Below are 18,634 nucleotides of genomic sequence, written 5' to 3'. Positions count from 1 at the left end.
TCTCTCCTCTATTCACTTAATATTGACTTTAAAGTAACGGATAACGGGATAAGAAAACTTTTTTCCATTAAAAGTATAAATTGCCGCAATTACGATTAATATCGTTTCAAGTATAATAAGGACAAAAGAAAGGCTAGAAGCTGCACTCCATTTTTCGGAAATAAAAGTTAAAAACAAAAATACTGGGAAGAAAGTAAAATGAAGATTCATCCCTTCTTTTGCATGATCAGCAAAATATTTATTCTTATTCCTTGTTACTAAGTATACCAATATAGGTAAAACAAAAGTTAGTATTAGCGAGAACAGATGCATTAAACTTGCCAATCCTCGGTTTAATAAACTCTCTTTTTTCATAGTGCTGTTCCTCCAATCGCATTATTTGATTGTTTACCTTTTAAAGTAAGTAACCAAATTCATCATAAAAGGTGACGTTACTGGAGATTCAAGGACAAATGATAATTTTTTTATTAAACACTTACATAACAGAATTAGCGTTCGGATTTTGGTGATTAATTTCATATAAACTCTGATGTGTTTAGTAACCATTCATTAGATGACGCTGATTTCCGCACAGCTGAAAATAAAAAAGACAAGATACGGAACTGCACCCCATTGCTAGACAAATCTAACAAATGGATGCAGTTTAGCATCTTGGTCTTAGTTATTACTACCGATTATAAGTCAAAAGCCTTCATCTTTTCTAATTCTCTCTGTCTTTTACTAGCTAAAATTTTTCTGCCACTCATCCAATATCCTACTAAAAATAGTTCTCCGACAATCCCAAATAAAATGAACTGCATCATAGACCATTCAAATATCCCGTAAAACTGTACACTTATTAGCGTTGCTATGTATATAATTGGTAACAAACCTCCCCAATACATATTATTTCTAGTAGATAAAAAATGTTGCATTGCAAAAACAATTAAAATTAATAGTAGTCTATACCAATCGCTCATTATTTTTGTACCTCCATTTTATATTTTTCAATTATTAATTTAGCGTCCTCTAAGCTAATTCGATCATCAATTGACAGCCTCTTTATAAAACTTATGAATTCTTCATTTTCGGAACTCTCATTCACATTAATTTTATTTATCAGCTTATCTAACCGAATTCTTACAGTAGGATAGGACACGTTATAATATTTCGCTATCTCTTTTAATGAACCTGAATTTATTACAAAATTTTTAATAAACTCCACATCTTCCTTTTCTAAAGATAAAAGCCAACTTGGAATTTCATTATTATTCAAATTATCCCTCCTTCACATTATTTAACTTTACTTCATCATTATCTTTAACTTTATTCAACTTTTATTTAATTTTATTTATTTTTTTTAAAAAGAATACTTCATTCTTTGCTAATAACATCGCTCAGAATATCCTAGGATCCGGTCCATTGTTCCACTTAATGCGATGCTTGTACCATCCAGCTTTTTTCATCACCCAATGTAATAAAGTTTTCCATTTACAAAAAGGAACAGATACTCACATCTTAATCGAGTACCTGCTCCTTTTTTGCTTATTTACTTCGAATTCTAAATTATAATTATCTATTTTGCATGCTTAATAATTTTTAGCTTAAAATCTAAATAGGATACTTACTTTTTATTTTAATTTTATTTTTCAGGCAATTCACTATATAAACATAACATTCGAAGCATAATAATAGTAGTGTAAAGCAATTCAGCTTTGCACCTTCCGATTTGTTGGCTAGGGTCACTCTGGTCCAGTGACCCTTTTTAATTTTTATCTCATTCCATATCATGCGTACGAAATTTATAGACTGTGAAAACTTATTTTCACCTTCTTTTTTTGCTTCTCTTAATGCATATGCTATACCAAGATTTAATAATAAAGGAGCAGAAAAACGTTAGAGAGGCAAATTTATAGTTATTATCTCTACATAATATCGATTCTTTTTTCCTGTGCTTTTTCATCCAAAATAGCTGTTGTTATTTTTAGTTTGCCTTAATATATGTTATAATTCCTTTACTGACTAACCTATGTAAGACAAAAACCAATTCTAAGCTGTAGCGATACCGTACGCTACAGCTTTTCTTTTGAAGGAAGTTAAAATATATTCGGACTTAATTCACCATTCGCGTTCTCTAATAGCTTCTTCAATATCGATATCAAGCTCAAAATATTGTAAAATTTCTTCTACAGTTGTACCAATTGAATCACGTGCAACCGTTTCAATCTCACTATCATTTTGATCAAACTCATTTTGTAGTTCATTAATAGCTAGCGTCATTTCATCTAACTTTTCCTGAATCTCTTCTATTGTATAAGTGTTCTCCTCAATAAAATGAACTACTTTAACAATATGTAATTTAAGTTTATCCACTAAAAATGTTGGAAAATAAGGATCTTCGTACATATCCACTAAGTATTTGAATTCAGAATCAAGTTTCTTCACAATGTTTCCTCCTCGTTGTTGATGTCATAAGTAGAATACCACATTTCTTCTACTATTTTAAAACCATCTTTATTTATCAAGATCTACAGACCAATCAATCTCTTCATTAAACCAATTACACAATTTAGTTGAACCATTATCCATTTTCAAAGGGATTTCTCTTGCCCACATTTTAATGTCACTTATGAACATCTCTTTTTCAAGCCCTTCAAAGTTGTGTTTTTCTAACGCCCTGTTTAGAAACTCTAAAAATAGATTCCCCAAATGATACCGTTGCTCTACTTTATACATTTTTTCATATTCTTCTACCGTAACTGCCATATCGATTGTCAAATAGTTATCTTTTTTAGTATATCGAATAAATGACTTTCTTCCATAGGATTCAGGTAAGCATCTAAAGGCTATTCCGATCGAAACATCGACATTCCTATATTTTGAATTTATATTAGATTCCAATGCGTGTATTAATTCACTAGCTAATTCACCAACTCTTGCACCTGCAGTGTCTGTAACTATTGAAAAATCCATTTAACGCACTCCTCCATTTTTATTCCTGTAGGTTATAAAGATTCCAACTACAAAAAATACTATTCTTCTGCAGCTTCATTAAGCCAATCCAAATTTCCCCTTCTCCCTATTTCTATTTTGGAATATTTTTCGCAAATGGTTTATCTCATTCCATCTACATATCGTATACACTAAACTCATTCTAGGAGGCTCGCTACTTCAAAATGAGTCTTGAATTCTATATCCCGCTTCTTGTGCCAACTTCTTAATTTCATCGATGTCAAATGATGGAACAGTGATCAGAACGTAACAGTCACTTTCAATATCTAAACATGCCAACGAAATTCCCTTTTCCTTTAATTTTTTGGAAACTTCATTTAAAAACTCAGACGTTGGCAGCTCATCAAATTCCCCATCTTCAAACTCTTCCCAGCTTACGCACTCCATTTTTTTCCTATCCAATAATTCGTCAACAACATCGCAAATATATAACCCTGTTTCTTTCCAATCGATTTCATATGCTAAATCTTGATCAAGAAGTGCATCCACTAAAGAAATCCATGCTAATTGTTCAATCGGGCTATCTATTCCTCTTTCATCAAGTCGATCTTCGAACTTCTCGAAATAGGTTTCTGGTTTTTCTATAGCTAATGAAACCTCTGAAAAAATTTGTTCTTCCGCATCACATGAAAGCTTTTGCACAAGTAACAGCATTGCATTCATACACTCACTCCTCTTTTCCACTTAATAGTTGAAGGTATCTCCTATTCTTTAAAATTTCACAATCAAATGCCCTTAACGTATAAGGCGTTGTGCATCCAGCACTTTTTCATTTTGAATGACGAATTGCAATATCTCATCCTCATCAAGTTTATACCCAGGTTTATCCTTTGGAATTTCAGCCAGAGGTGTTTGAAGCAACGGATGCTCTATATTTGGTGTGGCTAGTCCCTCTTTTTCTCTTATTAATTGAATACAATAATAATCGTAAGGAATACAGTCGAACGATAAAATTTCACTTGATTTATCTGGTGTGTCGCTTAGACTATAGATGTGAAAATCACATAGCTCATAAAGATGCTCTCCAAATTCGTTTGTATCGTTCCAACTGCGCATTAATTTTTGGTAAACATGATCTTCAGGTAAAATATTAAACAATTCAGGCATTTTGCCAGTTTTCCAAGAATGATATAGGCATGTCATAAAAACATGATGAGTCTTATTCTCAGAATAAAAATTTCGATCTTTCATGAACATATTAGTTGAATATTTATATGTTAGCTCTGCAATATCTTCATAACCCCATAATAAAGAAAGCCCAATCAGTCCTCCTATCTCCCTGTCCGATACATTTCTTTCACTTGGATTGCTTTTGATCATTTGATTCAACCAAAAAAGTTGCTGCTCTAATAAAATCCATGCTGATGGTTCTCCATTTAGTATTCTATTTTTTGCATTCATTTCAAGATGTACACCTATTAATAAACCTAAGCTCTCAGCTAAACAATTTCGTTCATTTTTTTGAATTAAGTCCTTCATTTCCTTCATTCGATCATCTAGTATTTCTTTCACTTCTTCATCTGAAATTACTCTTTTTTTGTACTCTTTCATCACTCGATTAAAGTACTTCCAATACTTGTTGGTACGCATATTTCCACCCCTTTGATGTCCATTCAATAATAAAAAATTGATTTTAAGGTTTATTTTATTGTCATCTAATTTGACTGATTAAATGTTAATATACCTCCGTTGACTCGCCGAACTTTTTAAAACATATTTCATCTGCGATACCGAATAGAATTTCACAATTTTCAGCTGTAACCAAAGCCTCCCAGAAAGAGCGAGCTTCTCATTTTCTAGTGGTATTCAGACACTGCAAGCTAATTATTATCCCATATCCTTACATGCAGTGAACAAAATCCAAATACAACATCTAATAATTCGAGTATTCTATCTTCATAAGAATCATCCTTAACGACTGCTCTTAAACTTTCTAACACTGCATATGCATCATTTCGCTTACCACCGGCATCTTTATATTCCTTAAGGATTTTAAGCAAGTCAAATAATTCACAATGATTTAATAAACCATTGTGAATGTCAGTTTTCAATTTTTTATTATCATATTCTTTATTCATTCACTTTGCCCCATTTAATATATAGATAACCTTTTTAAAACTTAGTTCTAAACTTCATTCAAACAAAATCTCAGCCAATCTAGATATTTCGTGAACTGCATCTTCAAATAGCTCTTCTTCTTCTTTAGTGTACTTGCCCTCATGAAAATAAAAATAATTACTTATATCTACAAAACATAAAGCGAGTTTTTTAGGAACTTCAGATTGATCTTTATATTCTTCAATCAGCTTTGTCATTGCTTCAATTAAGAGTTTGTAGCTTTCTTGATTTAATCCTTCCCCTGCTCGTAACTCCACCAATCTTGAGTGATCACCAATTGTATAATCATAAACTACATTAAGTGCCTTATCTTTATTCATCGACTTCTCCCCCTTTATTGATATTATGTAATCGCTGAAGCTGGTTCTTGACCTTGAACTAATCCTTCTTTTGATTTTACAGCAGCTCTACTCAACAAAATTATTAACTGTTTCTGATTATATCTTTTCATAAACAGTTCTATCCTGTGGTGTTATGTCAACACTATCAGTAAATTCGTCATTTTCTTGATTCTGAAAGCTTGCCAAAAAATCCTCAAGCCTGCGAGTTATTCTATGTGGATTTTATTAAAAAGTTTTGATATCCATATTTTCACTTCACATTCTATTCTAATTGAGAACACTCATATAATAAATTATTCTTAAAGTCATCAGCAGATACTCTTACAACTTCTGGATTTTCGGGAACCTTGAATACAACTACTTGCGTTCCTTCTTCTGATAGGTTAGGTAATATTTCTTCTATAAGTGTATGTAAATCTATTTTTTGTGTTTTACAGTTTTCCCATTCATCTCCTACACATTTCATAGCATACTCTTTAAATGGCCAAATAGGCATAGACAGATTTCCCTCTTTATCTGAAGTTGTAACAAACCCTTCATTTAGTTTCAAAGACCACGCCTCTTCCCAGTCTGCAATACGTTTTACAGAGTAAATATATCTATCCCTAGCTGATTTTTTTATCATGGCTTTAAACTCTGGACTCGATTCAAATCCCTTACCCATAGTAAACTCCTCATTTCTATTTTTATTAACAAGGGGTTTGGTTACTCTCTCCCTCGTTATTTTTTATTCTTTTGTGTCTACTCGTGATCAGTGAACGATTGCCTAATCATCATAATTACTTGCCCTCCAATAAAACAGGCATACACTGTACTCTTATTTGCCCATTAATGAAATTATCAAATTACTATGATTAGTTTATTTTAGGAATAACACACAAGAAAAAGACTTACCAAAAAGGAAAATAAATTCCATAAAAAAAAGATTATCATAATTCCCAAAGAATTCATGCTAATCTTTTGATGTAAATATAATTTTTTACATATACACACTGGGGCTTTTTAATCTATACGAATCCTATTGTGGTTTGAAAACATGCAACATTTCTTCTCTTTTATTTCATAGAGATTGCTGGTTTCAATGACCGAATAAACTTAAATCACTATCAGGCACGAAATGCAGCTTATTAGAATCTGTAGAAAATCAAACTAATATACATTTGCAATTATATATATTCGATTACCTTTAAAAATACAGGATCTGGTTCAACCTCTATTAAACCTTCAATTACTGGAAACAAATCTTTAATAAGTGGATGTTCAATATTTTCCACATCTAAACCCATTCCTTTTCTCAGCAAAAGGGGAGCTAATATTTCTGAAGGTAAAAGCATTTTGTCTTCTCTATCAAATTCTTGGTACATTTTTGTTCTACTTAAATGAAATTCACAGGCTTGATTCACAGAAGCATTTATGTCTTTCTTTGTTTCATCCGTCAAATCGTTTAACAAATTAGAATATATGTCATTAAGCGGTTTTGGGAATTCATGAGGAATTTCTTTATCCTTATAAAATATTGAAAACATTTTGTTAACAAACTGGCAAACTGATTCAGGTGGCTCTACATTAAAATTGATTTTCTCAGGAGAGGTATACTGCAACAATTTATGTGCTTTATCTACTTCTTGTAAAATTAATAGATTACAAGCAGACAAACATACTTCTACAAACCATATTGGTTTAATTTCCCCTTTTTTTCCTGCTGCATATAATAGATGATCTATTGTTCCCCATAACATGCATTGTTTAAGTGAATAAGAATAATCACCCTTGTTGTTCAAATATCGTTCTAGAAAGTCAGCACAGTACCATGTGGAAAGTATATTACATGTATTACCTAAGGTAATATAATCTTTTTTTTCTTTAGAACCTTCCAAAAATTTTTCTATAATCGCATAACTTTCTTCATACATAAAAAACCGTTCTTTTTCTGCAAATCCTTTGCTCCATCTCTTAACTTTACTCTGTATTTTTTTATAAAGATTGCTTTCCAAACCTCATTCCCTCCTTAAGGACACCATTTTTTACCTCTTTCCTTTAAAACATTATTATTTAAGTCCACAAATACGTTTACCAATGAGGGTGATAGACCGTTTATTGCACTTTAAATTATCAATAAAACGGTTATTAGTACCGCGTACTCAAATGAAAGTAAAAAGGTACTCGCATTTATAAAAGTACATAATAATCAAATAATGGCTCATCAAGCTGATTTTTACTTTTTTCCTTCACTGTTAATCAACAACTGGTTTACCACTTATCTATATTTGTTAATTTCTTCCTTAAATTGTATGTCTCCCCATGGACTTCTAAGTAAAAACACTTCATCCCCTCTACCTTTAATTTTAAAATGTAAGCCTACTGATTGAATTCGATGTTCATCGCCATTAACTATAGAATATTTTATATCTCCGCAATCATTATCAAAAACACCCATTAATTTCGTATCTGTACCCTTTTCAGCAGCCATCCCCCAATAGCGCAAATGATCAACATTTTCAGGGATGAAATGATCTTCATGACCAATTACCTTCCAAATTCCTTCTTTCTTTCTTTTACCGAATAATCCCCAAGTATCTATAGGAACTGGCTCAAAAAGCCTTTTGTTGGTGATATTTGCATCATAAATATTTTCTTCTGAAAAACAATCGAAAATTTCAACGATATGTCCTACACTTATTTGAGAAATACAGCGTCCAAATGCATACTCACGATTATCTTATTTTACACTAAAAATATCTCCCACTTGAAACTTACTTTTAGGCGTTTTCATCGCTTTCACTCCTTTTTAATCCTTATTTTGTAGGATTTTCAAATTGATAAACACAAATTTAATACAGTTCATCTATACTATATAAATATTTTAATAGAGAATTAGTTCGCTATCATTTTGATAAAACTCTTTTTGTAGCTCATTGATTCTATAGTCATTTCATCTAACTTTTCCTGAATTTCTTGTTTTGTATAAGTGTTCTACTCAATAAAACAAACTACTTTAACAATATATTATTTAAGTTTATCCACTAAAATTTTTAAAAAAGGATCTTCGTATTTATTCATTTTCATAATCACGTAGTAGCCCTAAAAATATTCCTATCTGAAAATGAAAATTCCCTATTGTTATGTGAAAGTTCCACAGATAATTTTAACTGTGCATTAATTTCATTCAAACAAATGGGAGTATTAAAACCATCTTCATCAAGAATATCCGTGGCATCATCTTGAAGGATAATATCAATAATATTTAATGGAATTAAATAAATTGCTTGTCCTCCATTACTAACTTGGCCATTTTTTAAATCTCTAATAATTACATCAGCGCCATTAATAAATTCTTTTACAGCACACTCTGAAACATCAAAATCGTCTAAATCCTCATATTCCATATCTCCAAATTTCCCCATTGAATCTAAAGGGCTATTTTTAAGATTTAGATTCTTGTTTTCACCACCATTTATCTGCCAGAGAAACTTATAACAATCTTCAATGATTTTATAATTACTATAATTTTTTTCAATTTTGTCAAATGCAAAAGTTAGGCACCACAGTCTCCAGAATAGAGCGTTTTCACCTTTTATCCCCAATGTTTGATTATCCATACTAATTTAATAAATTCATTTTTATTATCTAATTTGTATTTTGTCAATGGGTTAACCTCTTTTCTTCCTAAAATACGTGACTGTCCCAAAGACAATTAATCAATGGTTCATTATCTCCTCTACTTAATAACTCGAAGACATTTGAGAAAAGATTAAAAGGAGTAAATTTGCATAGAAACCCCTTTCAATGCACTGAAAGTATACTAAGATTATTGGATAGCCTTTGTTACAGTTAACAACTATAACAATCCTCACAAAAGCAAGCAAATCAACTTTTGCTGGTTCTTGAACATATTTTGATAATAGATTTCCTTGCACTTACTGCTAATGATGTCGGCACTTCTTATTTTACTTTCGTTTTTCAACTGCAAACGAAAAAGAACCTACTCGTTCGTTCCTGCAGCTTGTAAGTTACGCAAATTCCTTGTAGACATTACAAGACATGCACTTACTAACATAGAAAATGAGCAGATTCTTCTTATTTTATATTATGTCGGCCCTAAGCCCTTTCATTTCTCTTATAGTAAGACTTATAAACCAAGCGCTCGGTACATGAGTACTGTAAATTCTGCGCGTGTTAAGTTTTCAGTTGGTCTAAAATTCCCGTTTTCAGCGCCTAGTGCAATGTTATTCCTGACGTTAATCTTTTTTCGCCCAAGTTGTGCAGCTTAGTGTTGACTATCCATTCTTAAAGTACTTTTGCTGCATAATCTGATTTCTTCATTTTAATGAACTAAAGATATAGGCTCCCTACATTAATTTTTCCATTTATAAATATTTAAAAATCCTCATACAGCTTTCTAAGCTCATCAATATCGTCTCCTTCTTCAATAGCTAGCCAAATATCCTGCAAACATCCATTTAATTTGTTTGTACTTTTCTCAAATTTAAGTTCTAAATTTTCAGTTGGATCTTCTAAATAGTAAACACCATCTAACCACCCGAACACATTGGAAATTGTATCTGAAATTGAATTTTTCATAAGATAGAAAAACAAACTCTTTTGATTTTCATCCAGGGATTGATAAAAGCGAACACCTTCGGAAAGCATATCTGTATTATCTGAAGGCAGAGCGTTCAAAGTCCCTTCATAACTAGAAATATGTTCTAAATAAATATCTTTTTTCATAGCTAATACTAAATCAACTGGATTTAAGTTTTTCTGCATTTTTCAAACGCCTCCGAATATCCATGTCTGTATTCCAATTTTATTATTTCTCGTAATTCAAGTTGCGGCTCATTTGATGCTTTTAATAACATTGCCCTTATGAAATAGCACAGAATAAATCATTCAGAAAAAAGTTCCATTGCCTTTTCCTGTAACTCAATTCCGATTCCCTCTAATTCTTCTAAAATCTCATCTTCAAAATATCCCGCTTGAAATGAAAATGCACCATAGATGTCAACCATAGCCAATGCTAACTTTTTGGGAACTGTCTCTTTATCTTTATAATAGTGTGTTAAAACATCCAGTGCCTCGCTCACTTGATTTAATAAATCAGAATCTAACTCCCTATTCATTCTGAACTTTACTGGTACTGAATTTTCACTAACTAACCCAATATAAATTATTTCAATTGCTTCCTGTATATCTATAATTTCACTTCCCCTTTTTAAAAAGTAACCTTATTCATCGGAATCTATCGAGAGCCAGTTTGAATGAGATTACTTTTATCATTAACATCTATTTATCTTTCTTCTTTCTTGTGCTGTATCTGTCGTTTTGACAAAAAACTCTGTATCCTTGCATGAGCTAATTTTGATCAAACTAACCCAAAATTCTCTCCTTTTACTCCAATTAGAAGCTTTTTTTCATAGAAAAACTTCCCTATTTCATGTAGGCGTTCTTCCGGAACTATCCACAACCAATTTCCTAGTCCTATTTCTTCCAAAATACCATTTCCAGGAGCTTGTATCCAATTTTTAAATGAAAAAGTAGCATCTTCATACTCTAAAAATTCACGGTTTATGATGTTGACTGGATATATGTGTCTTAGTTTAGGAGAAGAATTGTAAAGTATATCTCTGTTTCTAGGATTTAATGCAAGCCACCAAGTATGATTATCTTCCATATATAAGTCTAGACTCTCACCTTTTCCCCAGATTGTTTCATATGAAAAATATCCAAAATTGACTATTTTATCATCTAAGCAAGCTTTTAATAAATTTACAAGAATTTGTGTATGATTAATTTCTAAACTGGTATTAAAGAAAATCTGTAACTCTCTACTGGGTTGATCAAACCTTATCCCATATTCCCAGGAGCTTGGAACTTTCAGACTTTTACCCTTAAATATCGTAAACGAAAATAAACTTTCCACATCTCCTTCATACATCTCATTGAATTCACTTTGAAACTTCTCAAGACTCTTCCTCTCTAACTTCTGATAGTTCACGTCATAACTAACACTTTTAAGAGGAAATCCATTGTTAGAAAACAGCTCAATAGATTTTTTTATCCATTCTGAGATACTGCCACAATAGCCATGAATATTACAATATATCCTACCATTTTCTGTATTCATATTGAACTTCCTCCATTGACCTAATTCATTTAAAGAAAAAGCAGCAATTAAATCCAGTTCGAGATTAATTGCTGCTCTTGCCCTATCCTGCCAAAATTAATTTATAATTCAAAAGAAGCTGTAATTAATAATTGGTTGTATATTTTCTACTTTGTCTTCACTTCTTTGAAGAATATACATAGGGGTTATTTCGTTTCCGAGTGTTCCTGACCAAGTACATAGGGAAAGATTTATTTTTTCACCAGCACCTTTGAATTGGATGCCCTTTTTGAGCCGCCCAGCTTATCCCCTGACTTGAACATCTTCTTCATATGTTTTTGAGCATTTTTTAGTATTTCTCTGCCATCTTAATGTCTAAAGCATTTAAGAGAACTGCCAATATCCAACAACAGGATCTGTAACATTTTCATTCTTTATCTGTGCATATATGTATAGGACACCATATGAAAATGGATAGTTCCCTTGGATAAAATCATCTTCTTCTGGATACCCTTGTTCATCAATTTGAAATAAAAACTCAAACGAATCAGCTACTAACTCTTTAGTATAATAGTTTTTATTTTGGATGTGTTCAGGAGTTCCTCCGAATTTTACCAAAAAAATTTGATTTTCACTTGTATCGTTATTTATTACTCCACAATTACCAATTGCATACTTCTTCATATCTGGATTAGTGAACACATCTGTGCTACTTTCATTAGATACAGGGTGCTCAACTAGTAGAATTGCACAATTAGGATACTTGTTATTTTCTAAGTATTCATCATAATCTCTATGAAAAAAAATTGTAAACATCATAGTTGGATTTAGTGGATTTACTAATGATAAGTAAAAGTAATATTTAGACCCGTATTTACATTGAAAATCTTTCTTATCATCAAAGTACGCTGGGGCATTCCCTCCAATCCAGCTAGTATCACCGTCATTGAATTTTCTTCCCATAAAAACAAGCGCTTTTGACCTATTACTTAATAAATCATTCGAATTTTCCATCTATTTTTTCGAAACCATATTTTCACTAACTGGCTTCTTCTCCCTTTCTAAGCATTACAAGGATTAAGACCATGTTTTTTTACCACTAATTGTTTCTCTGAATATTTGTTAAGCAGTTTAGTAAAAAAGATCAGCATTCTCCCCATGCTCATTTTTTAATCGCCCCGCTATTTCTTCAAATGTATTTATCTTTGCATCTTTAAGTTGAAACTTTACGTCTAGGTCGGAATTATAACCAGTAGGCATCGTGGGATAGGCAGCCATTCCTACCAGCTCAATCAGATAGCAGAAGAATATCGCCAAACAACCATATAAACATTAATCCTTTAAACCAACAAAGGTAATTTTGCTATCTTTATCAGGAAAATCATTTGGAAATATAGGGCAAACAATACTCCCACTTAATACATCATAGAGAAATCCAGTCATAGAACCTTTATATTCAAAATAATCACCTGATCCACCATCTACCAAAATAGCCCAGTCACCTTGATTAGTATCCACAACCCAATTTAATGTATCTCCATTTTCAGTTCGTCCCCAAGGCAGTATTCCTCCATTTGTTGAGAATACTTCATATGGAAAGTCCACAGGGAAACTCTCCTTTAAAGTTAGATATGTATCTTTATTCAAATTTTGTTGAATAAAAAAATTCATATTTTCATTTTCTGTAAATGGAGAGTATATCATTATAAAGTTTCCAATAATACCTGAACCATATAAAGCGATCAACTCTTTGTAATCTGAAGGTAATACTACACCTAAATTATTTTCAACTTCACTCCATTTTGAAGAGTTATCTGAAGAAATTGCTAAATTAGATACTGGTAGAGTGGATTTTAATTTTTCAAAAGACATCGTTTCCTCCTAACATTTTACTGTTTACATTTGTGTATAACGCTGACATCTGACGAGAATTCGCCGCTCCCCCTAGCATGTAGCAAACAATTCTTTTAGTTATTGTTAAAACTCACTAAGTCACTTTCATCGTGATACTGCTAATTTCATCTGCTAAACTGATACCCTCTGTAGCCTTTTTACAAGTTTTTTATTATTTTCAACTTCTCTATTACATCAACATAACGATTATGTGTAGTTATATCCAGTTTTGAATAATTAATATATTTTCCCAAAATGTTAGTAATGATTTCTATTTTCTCAATAGGAATTTCACTAATTTTCTTTTCAATTTCAAATAAAAAATTGTCCATGGAATATCTTTTCGGTGGAATCTTTGCAGTCGAAATAATATAATCCCATTTTCCTTCATATTTATCAAATTGAGGCATGGATATTATTCGTGATGCGACTACGAACTTTATCTCATTACTACTAGACTCGAAATGTTTAAATAAAAAATCGTAGATCTCTTGGGTATTAACATTATATCTTTGAGAAATTCTCGTTATCGACCTTAAAAACCAAACTAAAATTTTTTCATCGGACTCATATTTGTATGCTATTTCTATTAATTTTTCAACAACGAACGTATTGGAAAAGAAGGTAATTGTCTCTACTCCCATCTCCACACATGTTTCTCTATTAATTTTTTTTATTAGTGGGAGAACTTCGCTTGGTGAAGTCACTTCTAATTCATCAAGTAGTTTTAAAAATTCTTTGCCGTATTCTAACCTGGACAATTAATATCCTCCTTTCCATCTATATGAACTCTTTTCCATTTTTCATCGCTACCTTCCCCTAGCTTTTGTGGATTATATGAATATTAATATCCATAGTTTACTGATCTAGTTTCTATTCTTACCTATGTATGTAGAGTCGGATTTCCACCAGTAAGTCCAATTTGGATATATTCCAACACTTTTACTCCGAAGCTATTAATAATCTGCGAACATTTTCATATCTCAAAACTTCTAGCGACTTAAAAAAACATATGTAAAAGTAGTTCGTGTGAATGTATTCTTCATCTCTTCACATTAAGAATATTGCCAATAACTTTTTATGGGATTCTCAATCGAATCTTCTAAAATCTGTGCATATAAATATATAGCACCGAACGCAAAGGGATAACTTTTTCTTGGCTTTATCAGAGTGTCTGGATACCCTTCCTCATCGACCTGGAATATAAAACTAAACCCATCATCATGCAATTCCTTATAATAATAGTCTTCTTCCTGAATTTGCTTTGGAGTTCCCAAAAATTTGATAAGAAAACTTTCTTTCAATGCATTTTTATCGCTTACAATATTAGCTTCCGAAATAAAATGCTTTACTAAATCAGGGTTGGTAAAAGTATCAAATTTACTTTCTTCTGTTCTAGGGTGTTTAATTGTTACTAATGAACAATTTGGATACTTATTTTTAGAAATACGTTCTTCAAAATTTTTAGGAGCAAAAATGGAAATCATTTCGTTTTTCTCAAAAGGATTAACTATAGACAAATAAAAATGCAACTCAGTTTCTCTATTTACTATGGCTTCCGATTCATCAAAATAAGCTGGTGCATTTCCTCCGATCCATCCATTACGGCTATCATTTTCACTCGCTTGAAAAATCATACACTCTTTTCGTTCTTTAAGGATTTTTAAATCTACCATTATAATCCCCCTCGTATATTTTTCGCATTACATGGTACAAGCCCATGCTTTTTCCTTTTTTCCATGCTCGATAGCTGTAGTCCTAAGTTCCAACGAATAAATACCGTTTTATCCTTCCATTTCGCTTATGCACTTATCGGAAACGTATCGCACAATTACATCTCTAACAAAATCTTAAGTACCATTAGTATTTAAAGTCGAACTAGAAACAAAAGAGTAGTAATAAAAATCCAATTTCAAGGAATTTTACACTACTCTTTGACAAGGTAATTATTACAAATATATCCACCAAATGCTACTATTTTGTTTGCAAAGCCACCATCTAATAAATACCTGTAGTTTCACCATACTTATCAAAATATACCTCATCTGCAACATGGGCAATACTTTCATTTGTCCTATCTTCTACGGAATAAGGGATTCTTTCAGAGTGTTTTAGAATTTCAGCATAGTAGGCTTTACCTTGACTCACAACCCAATTGCTAATATCCTCAATGCCGTCTTCCGAACGCTCAGTAAAGTTTGTGAACGGCTCGTATCTTAATTCAACTGCAGCCTCAACAAAAAAATCTTGAAACCTATATATCATTTTTATCCATTCCTGTTAGTATTTCTCGGAGCTTGTTCTCATCCTGATCTGACTCATTGACTATTTCCCAAAACCAATCGCTTATTCGTCCAATTCTTTCAGCCATCCATCTTAAACCACCTTTTAAATCTTTTTCTTCAATTTTTATTTGTTGAGAAGTTTAGTAAAAAAGATCAGCATTTCCTCCATGTTCTTTTTTTAATTGCTCCGCTATTTCTTCAAATGTATAGATCTTTGCTTCTTTCATTGTTCTCTCAACAAGTTGAAACTTTACGTCTAGGTCTGAATTATAACCAGTAGGAATCGTGGGATAGGCAGCCATAGGCGTTGAAAACAACTCATGTTTAATTACGGGGACATCTAATCCTAGCTTTTGTCTCACTTTAAATAGATTAATTAGTTCCATAGGTACAAGACCAAAAAATAGAAACTCTTCATCTTTCCGTTTGGTTCCCGTAACACCGATTCCATTTAAATGATACTCACACAAGCTATTCCAATACTCTTCCTCAATTTCATTGAATTGATGATCCCACTCAGCTACAATTCGCTCATAAATACCTAATCCATCACCGTATTGCATGACCTTATCTTTTACAGGATTCGGTATCCCTAATTTCTCAATTAAGAAGTGTGTCAAATACGTACTTGGGTATACCTTTTGCTTAATGTATTCCTTGTTATTCTTATACTCATCTCTTTCTAAATCAGCAACGGCTTTTGTTAATAGTAGTTCTATTAAATCTATTCTTTCCACATATAGAGCATAATTTAATAATGGTGCAATTGGATCAATAAAAGGAAAACTACCACCACCTGTATATCCGTAAGCGAAGAATTGTGCAGTACGTTCAAAGAATTTCCAGCATTTATCATTACCTAGAAAAAGAAGATTTTTAGCAGCAATATGTTTACAATTTGGTGTGCCATTTAACGCAATATAGAGATTATTGAGATTTTTTTTATTTTTTTTACCTTTTGTAAAAAAAGAATACCTATAAAAAAAATCCTCATTTGTTTCGTCTTGGTTAATATCATCGTTATACTTGTATCTTCTTAAAGCCTTTTGAATAAGTTTATGATTGTATTGTTTTACTTGCACTTAATCTTTACGCTCCTCTTATCAATATTTATTCTGATCACTTACATATACATCCAATGATTATTTCTTTTCTGCAACAATACGCTGCGACTTTCTTCAGTTACGTTAAATCTTTATTTGAATCTACTACTTGTTATATAGCAAATTTAGGTTTACCTATGTAAATAAACTATTTCAAAGGTAATTTGATAAAGCAAGGCATTTATTTTCTTGAAGGCGCGCTACATACGAGATATTTATTATTCCAAACACCGCATTTTGTTATTAATGTTTCATGATCTCTTTTAAATATTAACCCTGCCCCTTCTTGAGAATCGAATATCCATCCTTGTTTCTCTATTTCTTCTATAAATCTTTTTTGTCCTTCACCTTGTTCGAACAAAGTAAGATACCAATCATATTCCTCTGTTTCTCCAACTATTTCAAGTTTTTTATTAGATTTTTCAAGTATATCCATTGCATCTGAAGATTTTATCTCATTTGTAGGAAATTCAAGTTGCTGGTGTCTAATTATTAAAAATAGTATTAAAACAACAATTAATATCCCTAAAATAGTTACAATTCTTTTCAAATAAAAACCTCCATTAAACTGAATGCACGATATGTTATTTATATCATATAAAGGTAGGAATTGTAATATTTGAATGATTGGTTTATCATCAACGTTCCATCGCTTCCAATCTATTAGCTATTAAATATTTGTTATTTTCATTTCACCCTTCCATCTCAAGTTGACATAAATCATCTTTATATACTCAAAATACGCCACCTTTATTCTTTAACTATTGATTCAACAATATTCTCATAATTTAAAATGCATTTTTACAAAACAAGAACGTATGTGCTATATTGAAATTAGACAAAAATGAGGGGGAATACACATGGAAAAGTTACGTGCTGCATTGCATGCTTTCGAGCTTGGAGAGGTGGCAGAGCAAATTTTGCAGTTCGCAAAAAATTCAATTCGTGTTACGACAATACCAACAGCAGATGACGCCATTCAAATCGGACATTCTAAAATTGGCGGTGCTCCCGATGTACCGACAGATTTTGTATGGCCCTATACAAATAATAATCAACCGTTATACTTTCTATGTCAGCTCAATTTAATGGAAGTAAAGCCCTATGATTCAGATAATTTATTACCAGATGAGGGGCTGTTATCCTTTTTCTATGATGCTGCTGGACAGCCTTGGGGCTATGATCCAAATGATGGCGATGGCTTTCACGTTTTCCATTTCACACAAGCGCCTGACCGTTTACAACGAATGCAGCAACCGGCAGCATTAGATGAGCATATCGATAGCGCGGCGTTACACTTTAGAAATGAATGGACACTACCCTCATGGGCGTCTCCCTATGCTGAAAATTTAGAAGACATTTTAACAGAGGAACAACAGGATGCCTACAATGATTTTTTATATGATTGGGTCGATGAGGAGTCAATGGAACAAACGACACATCGCATAGATGGTCATCCTGATACGATTCAAGGGGATATGTATTTACAATGCCAGCTTGTCACAAATGGTTTATATTGTGGGGATTCAACAGCCTACAATCACCCGTTACGCAGGGAGCTTGAACCACACGTAAAGGATTGGCATCTCCTATTACAGCTTGATTCGGAAGATGACCTCGGCTATATGTGGGGCGATAGCGGCAAACTATACTTCTGGATTCGCAAGGAAGACTGCAAAAATAAAAAATTCGATAAGGCATGGACTGTTTTGCAGTGCTATTGACTATTTGTATGTATTGATTTTCAGTGGCTTTAATCGTGATGTTACATCAGGCATTAATATATTTACATTTACAGAG

General features: G+C 32.2%; 25 protein-coding genes and 1 pseudogene. 1 reads left to right on the top strand and 25 read right to left on the bottom strand.

The features are described from left to right. Window positions 1-12: 12 nt before the first annotated feature. From ACB089_RS10895 to ACB089_RS10775, 25 genes and pseudogenes are all read right to left on the bottom strand, one after another. Complete coding sequence (locus ACB089_RS10895) at window positions 13-354, bottom strand: DUF4870 domain-containing protein (RefSeq protein WP_374966413.1); 342 nt, start codon at window positions 352-354, stop codon at window positions 13-15. 320 nt (window positions 355-674) lie between these two features. Next, the gene (locus ACB089_RS10890; RefSeq protein WP_374966412.1) at window positions 675-959 is read right to left on the bottom strand and encodes a hypothetical protein; all 285 of its coding nucleotides are present in this window, start codon (window positions 957-959) and stop codon (window positions 675-677) included. Beyond that, the gene (locus ACB089_RS10885; RefSeq protein ID WP_068984527.1) at window positions 959-1,255 is read right to left on the bottom strand and encodes a DUF2089 family protein; all 297 of its coding nucleotides are present in this window, start codon (window positions 1,253-1,255) and stop codon (window positions 959-961) included. Before ACB089_RS10885 ends, ACB089_RS10890 begins: the two co-directional genes overlap by 1 nt. Before the next feature lie 842 nt (window positions 1,256-2,097). Further along, the gene (locus ACB089_RS10880) at window positions 2,098-2,424 is read right to left on the bottom strand and encodes a DUF5713 family protein (RefSeq protein WP_374966411.1); all 327 of its coding nucleotides are present in this window, start codon (window positions 2,422-2,424) and stop codon (window positions 2,098-2,100) included. A 69-nt stretch (window positions 2,425-2,493) separates the two neighbouring features. Beyond that, a complete protein-coding gene (locus ACB089_RS10875) occupies window positions 2,494-2,952 on the bottom strand; it encodes a hypothetical protein (protein ID WP_374966410.1) in 459 nt (152 codons plus the stop codon). 198 nt (window positions 2,953-3,150) lie between these two features. Beyond that, window positions 3,151-3,654 (bottom strand): DUF6630 family protein, encoded by a 504-nt coding sequence (locus tag ACB089_RS10870; RefSeq protein WP_374966409.1) that lies wholly within the window; start codon window positions 3,652-3,654, stop codon window positions 3,151-3,153. Between the two features lie 72 nt (window positions 3,655-3,726). Then, window positions 3,727-4,581 (bottom strand): hypothetical protein, encoded by an 855-nt coding sequence (locus tag ACB089_RS10865; RefSeq protein WP_374966408.1) that lies wholly within the window; start codon window positions 4,579-4,581, stop codon window positions 3,727-3,729. 230 nt (window positions 4,582-4,811) lie between these two features. Next, a complete protein-coding gene (locus ACB089_RS10860; RefSeq protein ID WP_374966407.1) occupies window positions 4,812-5,069 on the bottom strand; it encodes a hypothetical protein in 258 nt (85 codons plus the stop codon). Window positions 5,070-5,123: 54 nt separating this feature from the next. Then, window positions 5,124-5,429, bottom strand: a complete 306-nt coding sequence (locus tag ACB089_RS10855) for a hypothetical protein (RefSeq protein ID WP_374966406.1) — start codon at window positions 5,427-5,429, stop codon at window positions 5,124-5,126. A 283-nt stretch (window positions 5,430-5,712) separates the two neighbouring features. Beyond that, entirely contained in the window at window positions 5,713-6,114 is a 402-nt protein-coding gene (locus tag ACB089_RS10850) for a DUF2750 domain-containing protein (protein WP_374966405.1), read from the bottom strand. A gap of 502 nt (window positions 6,115-6,616) precedes the next feature. Next, window positions 6,617-7,444: a hypothetical protein gene (locus tag ACB089_RS10845; RefSeq protein ID WP_374966404.1), complete on the bottom strand. Its 828-nt coding sequence runs from the start codon at window positions 7,442-7,444 to the stop codon at window positions 6,617-6,619. Between the two features lie 263 nt (window positions 7,445-7,707). Continuing rightward, window positions 7,708-7,920: a hypothetical protein gene (locus ACB089_RS10840; protein WP_374966403.1), complete on the bottom strand. Its 213-nt coding sequence runs from the start codon at window positions 7,918-7,920 to the stop codon at window positions 7,708-7,710. A gap of 51 nt (window positions 7,921-7,971) precedes the next feature. After that, window positions 7,972-8,157: pseudogene (locus tag ACB089_RS10835) on the bottom strand (hypothetical protein); the annotation flags it as partial. 361 nt (window positions 8,158-8,518) lie between these two features. Beyond that, window positions 8,519-9,034 carry a hypothetical protein gene (locus ACB089_RS10830; protein WP_374966402.1) on the bottom strand — a complete coding sequence of 172 codons (516 nt, stop codon included), beginning with the start codon at window positions 9,032-9,034 and terminating at the stop codon, window positions 8,519-8,521. Between the two features lie 545 nt (window positions 9,035-9,579). Then, entirely contained in the window at window positions 9,580-9,675 is a 96-nt protein-coding gene (locus ACB089_RS10825; protein WP_374967542.1) for an S-layer homology domain-containing protein, read from the bottom strand. A 152-nt stretch (window positions 9,676-9,827) separates the two neighbouring features. Then, window positions 9,828-10,217 carry a hypothetical protein gene (locus tag ACB089_RS10820; RefSeq protein ID WP_374966401.1) on the bottom strand — a complete coding sequence of 130 codons (390 nt, stop codon included), beginning with the start codon at window positions 10,215-10,217 and terminating at the stop codon, window positions 9,828-9,830. A 119-nt stretch (window positions 10,218-10,336) separates the two neighbouring features. Then, entirely contained in the window at window positions 10,337-10,570 is a 234-nt protein-coding gene (locus tag ACB089_RS10815) for a hypothetical protein (RefSeq protein WP_374966400.1), read from the bottom strand. A 242-nt stretch (window positions 10,571-10,812) separates the two neighbouring features. Then, a complete protein-coding gene (locus ACB089_RS10810) occupies window positions 10,813-11,574 on the bottom strand; it encodes a hypothetical protein (protein WP_374966399.1) in 762 nt (253 codons plus the stop codon). A 363-nt stretch (window positions 11,575-11,937) separates the two neighbouring features. Then, window positions 11,938-12,567: a hypothetical protein gene (locus ACB089_RS10805; RefSeq protein WP_374966398.1), complete on the bottom strand. Its 630-nt coding sequence runs from the start codon at window positions 12,565-12,567 to the stop codon at window positions 11,938-11,940. A gap of 318 nt (window positions 12,568-12,885) precedes the next feature. Continuing rightward, window positions 12,886-13,425 (bottom strand): SMI1/KNR4 family protein, encoded by a 540-nt coding sequence (locus tag ACB089_RS10800; protein ID WP_374966397.1) that lies wholly within the window; start codon window positions 13,423-13,425, stop codon window positions 12,886-12,888. A 179-nt stretch (window positions 13,426-13,604) separates the two neighbouring features. Beyond that, entirely contained in the window at window positions 13,605-14,207 is a 603-nt protein-coding gene (locus tag ACB089_RS10795; protein WP_374966396.1) for a hypothetical protein, read from the bottom strand. 294 nt (window positions 14,208-14,501) lie between these two features. Continuing rightward, window positions 14,502-15,122, bottom strand: a complete 621-nt coding sequence (locus ACB089_RS10790; RefSeq protein WP_374966395.1) for a hypothetical protein — start codon at window positions 15,120-15,122, stop codon at window positions 14,502-14,504. A 322-nt stretch (window positions 15,123-15,444) separates the two neighbouring features. After that, on the bottom strand, window positions 15,445-15,711 hold the full coding sequence (locus tag ACB089_RS10785) for a hypothetical protein (protein WP_374966394.1): 267 nt from the start codon (window positions 15,709-15,711) through the stop codon (window positions 15,445-15,447). Window positions 15,712-15,871: 160 nt separating this feature from the next. After that, a complete protein-coding gene (locus tag ACB089_RS10780) occupies window positions 15,872-16,813 on the bottom strand; it encodes a hypothetical protein (RefSeq protein ID WP_374966393.1) in 942 nt (313 codons plus the stop codon). 202 nt (window positions 16,814-17,015) lie between these two features. After that, window positions 17,016-17,384 carry a hypothetical protein gene (locus tag ACB089_RS10775; RefSeq protein ID WP_374966392.1) on the bottom strand — a complete coding sequence of 123 codons (369 nt, stop codon included), beginning with the start codon at window positions 17,382-17,384 and terminating at the stop codon, window positions 17,016-17,018. Window positions 17,385-17,694: 310 nt separating this feature from the next. On the opposite strand from ACB089_RS10775, the gene ACB089_RS10770 reads away from it, so the two are divergent. Then, window positions 17,695-18,558: a YwqG family protein gene (locus ACB089_RS10770; RefSeq protein WP_374966391.1), complete on the top strand. Its 864-nt coding sequence runs from the start codon at window positions 17,695-17,697 to the stop codon at window positions 18,556-18,558. Window positions 18,559-18,634: the final 76 nt, after the last annotated feature.

The organism is Lysinibacillus sp. RS10 (assembly GCF_041956855.1).
GTDB lineage: Bacteria > Bacillota > Bacilli > Bacillales_A > Planococcaceae > Lysinibacillus > Lysinibacillus xylanilyticus_A.
Note: the sequence above shows the minus strand (reverse complement) of the source record. Positions and strands in the feature narration are given on the sequence as shown.